This is a genomic window from Moorena sp. SIO3B2 (assembly GCF_010692525.1).
GTDB classification, from domain to species: domain Bacteria; phylum Cyanobacteriota; class Cyanobacteriia; order Cyanobacteriales; family Coleofasciculaceae; genus Moorena; species Moorena producens.
This window is the reverse complement of sequence record NZ_JAAHHE010000247.1, coordinates 2,822-9,161: the sequence shown is the minus strand read 5'-3', so window position 1 is coordinate 9,161 and position 6,340 is coordinate 2,822. Positions and strand designations below refer to the sequence as shown.

The window sequence follows — 6,340 nt, the reverse complement described above, 5'->3', positions numbered from 1 at the left end:
CCCACCCATCTATCTAGACGTTCCTCACATCCCGGTGAGGAGTTCCTTAAAAGCTTGAGTTTTACTATGCTTAGAGTCAAGCCACCCTAGCTCAACCGCGTCAATAAGACTCAAGTCCATACCTTTCAAGAAACGCGCGGTACGGCGCAACAATACTGCTTGAACTTCAACCCTGGTCATAAACCGGGAGATTTCCTGGTCTGTACCGCGAGCCAGGATATTCTTCGCAGCATTATAGTCAGCCTGCAACACGACCCCATTAAACCTGGTAAAACTGTCCCCTTTCCTGACCCCTAACAGGGTGCCAGTTACGGAGTCAATTTGCGACGTGTAGCTCGGTTGAATTTCTGAAACTACTGAACCAGTCCAGTTAGCCCATTTCTGTAAAGAGTCCCGGATTGCTCCCTTCATCCAAGTATTTAACCTGCGGGACATCGCTAATGATTGACGAAAACCTTTGATTGCTTGGGTCAAATCCTCCGCAAAAACTTTTAACGATTCTCCCCTAAAAAGAGATTTAGAAGCAGCGCCTATTACAAAAATTACTGCTTGGTCTTTTCTTAAGCGACGATTCTCTGTTTTCCGGCTCAGATTATTTTCTAGTATACGAGCCGACTTAGCTGGGTCGATTTTCTCTAATTTTCTATGCAGTGCCCATAACTGGCCACGATTTCGGTTTTTCTTAACAATTCTGTCAGATTTATTGGTCGCTAGTTTACCTAAGCCAAGACCGTGTGCACGACCATCTGAATCATAAAATACTTCTGTGTAACCCTTATCTACACCAACACAACGACATTCAGTCGGATTATTGATAGTTCCATGATCAACCAAAAAATGGATTTCAAAGCGCTGCAAATGAAGATTGTAAATTAGTCGGATCTGTCCTGTTATTTTTCGATTATATCTTACCAGAATTCGATGGCGTTTACCTCGACGTAACCCAGCCAGTTCTAACTGGTAAGTGTGGCGAGAAATCCGTTGGCAGGAGTAACCGTTTTGTTGATAGACTATTTGATTTTTTATCCTTGAATGACCCCGCTGAAACTGCTTCCTAACAATTCGAGGCAAAAATGGATCGTCTAGAAAACTGGGACTTGATAGCTGTTTATAGCATTGATTTCGACGTTTTTTATTTTCTTTACCTGGAAATCGCTTATGCAGGATTTTTCCTAATGCTTCAATACAAGCAGCTTGTTGGGCACTAATGGCTTTACCGACATCGCTAACTGTCCATTCCATTAGTTTAGATGGTAGACCTAAAGATTCTGGAGTTCTCAAAGACCTAACCTCTGGGTAGGCTTTCCGCCAGTCGAGTCCCCAATGGCTAACGCTGCCAAGCTTGTTGTAGGATTCAGAACGAACGATGCCTAAGCGTTGCATCATGGCAACAAGCTCAGCTTCAACTACCATTGACATCCCAATTACTGGAACTACCTGAGTTGAGAGCTTTTTGACTGTGCCTGATTTTTTCTTCCCCTTAGACATATTCGAGCTTGTTGTAATCATTGTCCATTATACCCCAAAAAATCCCATTTTGTACCGCTTTTTGGGGGTTTAATGGCAAGGCATTGGTGGTCTGTTCAAGGGTCGTAGCAGATAGTAAACAGGTATAGCGCTACGCGCTATAACAAGTACGGTAGAGCCAAAAATTTCCCCTTTTCTAGTCATAAGCGTTACTTGGTCTAGAGGTTTGGGAATTCTAGAGGATAGTTCTTGCCCACGACATGCTTCAGTCTCTAGAAAAGCCCCATGGTCACCACAGATTTTTGTAAATTGCCACCTAAGTCGCATCACAATAAACCCTTAAACCAACTCCTGACCTTGCCCATTGCCTGTTACCTAGTGGCTCAGATGCCCTTGCTCTGCTCAGCTCAAATTGTTCCAGATAATACTCTACCGAACAATTCCATTGTTACTCCTAATGGCAATATCATTGAGATTACCGGTGGTACCACTGCAGGAGGTAATCTCTTCCATAGCTTCGAGCAGTTTTCCGTTCTGACTGGGAATACAGCCTTTTTCAACAATTCCCTGACTATTGACAGTATTATTAGCCGGGTCACTGGTGGCTCCATCTCTAAGATTGATGGCTTAATTCGGGCTAACGGTAGGGCTAACCTGTTTTTAATCAATCCCAATGGGATTGTGTTTGGTTCGGAGGCTTCCCTAGATATTGGTGGCTCGTTTATCGGCTCTACCGCCAACAGCATTAAATTTGCCGATGGCAGTGAATTTAGTGCTACCAATCCCCAGGAGCCTCCCCTGTTAACCATTAATATTCCTACTGGTTTACAGTATGGCTCCCAAGCCAATCCAGGCAGAATTGTGATCAACGGGCCTGGGAACAATCTGAGTATTAATCCCGCTACATTTGCAGTAATCAGAGACAATCGACCAGTGGGGCTGGAAGTACAGCCAGGTAAAACCTTAGCCTTGGTGGGGGGTGATGTGGCGGTTGCAGGAGGAAATCTCACCACAGCAGGAGGACGGATTGAACTGGGCAGCGTCCAGGGAGAAGGGATGGTAACGCTAACCCCAACTAACTCAGGTTGGACATTAAGCTATGAAGATGTAGGACAATTTCAGGATATTACCTTGTCCCAAGGGGCGTCGGTGAGTACCAGTGGTAATGGCGGGGGTGAAATCCAGGTGCAGGGTCGGCGGGTGACCCTTAGTCAGGGGTCAGCCATCTTAGCCGATACCCTGGGCAGTGGGGCTGGGGGAAGTTTGACGGTAAAGGCGACGGAGGCATTGCAAGTTATCGGTACCGTTGTAAATAATTTCTTTTTCAGCCGTTTATCTAGTGATGTAGCACCAGGGGCTACAGGGAATGGGGGTAATTTATTCATTGACACGGAACGCTTGCGGGTTGCTGATGGCGCTCAGATCTCCAGTGGCACCTTTAGCTCCGGGAATGCTGGCACCTTGACGATCACCGCTGCTGAGGTAGAGGTGATTGCTGGCTCGAACTTCGGTCCCAGTGGTTTGTTTGTGCCAGTAGCACCAGGGGCTACCGGGAATGGGGGCAATTTGCTCATTGACACGGAACGCTTGCGAGTTACTGATGGGGCTCAGATCTCAGCTAGTACCTTTGGCTCTGGAGATGGAGGAGATTTGCTAGTTCAGGCCAAGGAGGTAGAACTGATTGGTACAGCTTTTGGCATCTTCCCCAGTACCTTGTCGGCAAATGTGGAACTAGGAGCTACAGGGAATGGGGGCAATTTGCTCATTGACACGGAACGCTTGCGAGTTACTGATGGGGCTCAAATTTCAGCTACTACCTTTGGTAAAGGGGATGCAGGTGCTTTGAGGGCGCAAGTCACTGAGATGGAACTAATTGGTACCTCATCAGAGGGATTACCTAGTGGCTTGTTTGCCAATGTGGAACCAGACGCGATCGGGAATGGGGGCGACTTGACCATTGAAACTGAGGGTTTGCAGCTGACTGATGGGGGTCAGATCGCAGCAATTACCCGTGGTGAAGGGGATGCAGGTTCTTTAACCGTAAAGGCAATCGATTTGCAATTGAGTGGTACCTCACCACAGGGATTAGCCAGTGGCTTATTTACAGACGTCAGAGCAGGAGCCATTGGTAATGGGGGCCAATTGACCATTAACACCGAACGCTTGCGGCTAACTGATGGGGCTCAGATTGCAGCTAATACCTTTGGTGAAGGGGATGCCGGTTCTTTAACCGTACAGGCAATCGATCTGCAATTGAGTGGTACGTCAACCGAAGGATTACCCACCGCTCTGTTAGCCAATGTGGAACCAGACGCGATCGGGAATGGGGGTAAATTGACCATTAACACCGAGCGCTTGGGACTGGTTGATGGAGCCCAGATCTCAGCAATTACCCGTGGTGAAGGGGATGCAGGTTCTTTAACCGTAAAGGCAATCGATTTGCAATTGAGTGGTACCTCACCACAGGGATTACCCAGTGGCTTATTTACAGACGTGCGACGAGAAGCCATCGGGAATGGGGGCAAATTGACTATTAACACCGAGAGCTTGCGGCTCAGTGATGGCGCTCAGATTGAAGCTAATACCTTTGGTAAAGGAAATGCCGGTTCTATAGAGGTAAACGCAACAGACATCGAATTAATTGGTACCTCACCACAGGAATTAGCCAGTGGCTTATTTACAGAAGTCCGACGAGAAGCCATCGGGAATGGGGGTAAATTGACCATTGACACCGAACGCTTGCGGCTGAGTGATGGGGCTCAGATTGCAGCGACTACCTTTGGTGAAGGGGATGCTGGTTCTATAGAGGTAAACGCAACAGACGTCGAATTAATTGGTACCGCCACGAATTTTGCTAGCGCTATATTTGCCAATGTGGAATTAGAGGCCATAGGTACAGGGGGTGAGCTGACCCTTGAAACCGAACGGTTGCGCTTGGTGGATGGGGCTCAAGTGGCAACCATTACCAGAGGCGAAGGGGATGGGGGAACCTTGAGAGTTCAGGCACAGGAGATAGAACTGATTGGGAGATCAGACCTAGGTGCCAGCGGATTATTGGCGAATGCGATCGCAGGTAGTGGTAATGGCGGTAAATTAGAGGTCTTCACTGATCAGTTAAGTATCCGAGATGGAGCAACGATCAGTGTCAGTAACTTCCAAAGCAATAACCTCCTAGCACCAGGGCAAGGCCAAGCTGGGGATATTGAGATTGTGGCAAACTCGATCGAGCTTTCTAACAGCGGAGCGGACACTCCCAATGGTGGTGGTATTACCGCATCCAATTTCTCGGCGGGAGGAGGCAATATTGATATTTCCGCTAATCAAATCACCAGTAATCGAGGGCAAATCACTGCCACTTCTGAGCTTAGCGGCGGTGGTGATATTAAACTTACTAGTGACTTACTGTTCCTTTCAAACCAAAGCGCCATTAGTACCAGCGTTAATGACAGTAATGGTGGTGGCGGTGATATTAAGATTAATAGTGATTTTGTAGTGGTTGTAGAAAATAGTAACATCGCAGCCAACGCCATATTTGGTCCTGGCGGTAATATTCAAATCACTACTCAAGGTCTGTTTCTGTCTCCAGATAGCCAGATTACTGCCAGTTCTGAATTTGGTATTGATGGTCAAATCAACATTAGCAACCCAGACCCAACTCAAAACCTGGGATTAATCCCATTACCAGCAACTATCATCGATACCGGTCTACTCATTGCCACAGGCTGTAGCACCGATGATGAGCAGAATGGATTTGCTCTGCTTGGACGAGGGGGCTTACCCACTGACCCCACTGACCCCCTCAAAGGTGAAACCATTTGGATAGATTGGCGAGATTTCTCAGCAACCAGGCGTCAATTGTATCGGGCTGCTCGCAATCGGGGGAAAAAACCCAATCAGGAACCTCAAGTGACAGCGAAAAAGCCACCAATTATTGAAGCTCAAGGATGGATCATTAATCAGGATGGAATTGTGGAGTTGGTGCCTTATCCCACTGGTCCTGAGCTCAAACCAGTATTGAATAGGACCATCAACTGTCATAATCTTAGGTAAGCATAATAGGACTGTCAGCTATCAGCCGTCAGCTATCAGCCGTCAGCTATCAGCCGTCAGCTATCAGCATTCAGCTATCAGCATTCAGTTATCAGCATATGCGCTACGCGCACGCTTGGCCTTTGGCCACGCTCCGCGAACGCGAACAGCTATCACCTAAAGGCTGACGGCTGACGGCTGACCGCTGAAGGCTTACCATCAACAAACGCGATGCTCTTAAGGCCAAAGGCCACGCTACGCGAACAGAGCCACTACGGGAAGGCATACATTAGAATCATAAAACGAATGCGATCGCATACATTAGAATCATAAAACGAATGCGATCGCATACATCAGCCTGTGATACTCAAAGCATAGATTTACCAGAATAAAGTGAAAATTATCCTTAATTTTCGGTCACCAATGTCATTTTATCCAGCAACCGTAGTCTACATAATTTACAAATAAATCATAAAACCCAGACCTCTATAATTTTCTATTCTTTTTAAATATTTTGATGACATAACTAGTTTAGTTATAGAGCAAATGGAATAGGAAGCAGGGAACAGGGACTAGGGAGTAGGGAGCAGCGATGCAGAGCGGTCTTGGGGGAAACCCCCGTGAGGCCACTGCATCGCTTTTGCAATTAGGCAAAAATTCGGGAGAAAATTCCCACACTCCTCACACTCCCCGCGCCCCCGCCCCGCGCCCCCGCCCCACACTCCCGATCTTTTTTACAAATATGAGATGCACCCTTTCCCCATCTCGCTATCTCGCTATCTCGCTATCTCCCGACCCTCCCCACACTTCCCACATTTCCCACATTTCCCACATTTCCCACATT

The 6,340-nt window shown here is 47.3% G+C and carries 4 protein-coding genes; 2 read left to right on the top strand and 2 right to left on the bottom strand.

Annotation, left to right across the window (positions count from 1 at the left end):
- Positions 1-24: 24 nt before the first annotated feature.
- A complete protein-coding gene (locus tag F6K38_RS29730) occupies positions 25-1,509 on the bottom strand; it encodes a zinc ribbon domain-containing protein (protein ID WP_229414271.1) in 1,485 nt (494 codons plus the stop codon).
- A 243-nt stretch (positions 1,510-1,752) separates the two neighbouring features.
- Here F6K38_RS29730 and F6K38_RS29725 point away from each other — a divergent pair, with 243 nt between their 5' ends.
- Positions 1,753-5,517 carry a two-partner secretion domain-containing protein gene (locus F6K38_RS29725; RefSeq protein ID WP_008178767.1) on the top strand — a complete coding sequence of 1,255 codons (3,765 nt, stop codon included), beginning with the start codon at positions 1,753-1,755 and terminating at the stop codon, positions 5,515-5,517.
- 103 nt (positions 5,518-5,620) lie between these two features.
- On the opposite strand, the gene F6K38_RS29720 is transcribed toward F6K38_RS29725, so the two are convergent.
- On the bottom strand, positions 5,621-5,782 hold the full coding sequence (locus tag F6K38_RS29720) for a hypothetical protein (protein ID WP_154659656.1): 162 nt from the start codon (positions 5,780-5,782) through the stop codon (positions 5,621-5,623).
- Positions 5,783-6,088: 306 nt separating this feature from the next.
- Between F6K38_RS29720 and F6K38_RS29715 the strand changes: the two genes are divergently transcribed.
- Positions 6,089-6,340, top strand: a 252-nt coding sequence (locus tag F6K38_RS29715) for a hypothetical protein (RefSeq protein WP_287251699.1), incomplete at its 3' end; no start/stop codon positions are given.

Excerpts from the sequence above, each read along its gene's own strand:
- F6K38_RS29725 (WP_008178767.1), top strand. The coding sequence starts at position 1,753 with ATGGTCACCACAGATTTTTGTAAATTGCCACCTAAGTCGCATCACAAT.
- F6K38_RS29730 (WP_229414271.1), bottom strand. The coding sequence starts at position 1,509 with ATGATTACAACAAGCTCGAATATGTCTAAGGGGAAGAAAAAATCAGGC.
- F6K38_RS29720 (WP_154659656.1), bottom strand. The coding sequence starts at position 5,782 with ATGCCTTCCCGTAGTGGCTCTGTTCGCGTAGCGTGGCCTTTGGCCTTA.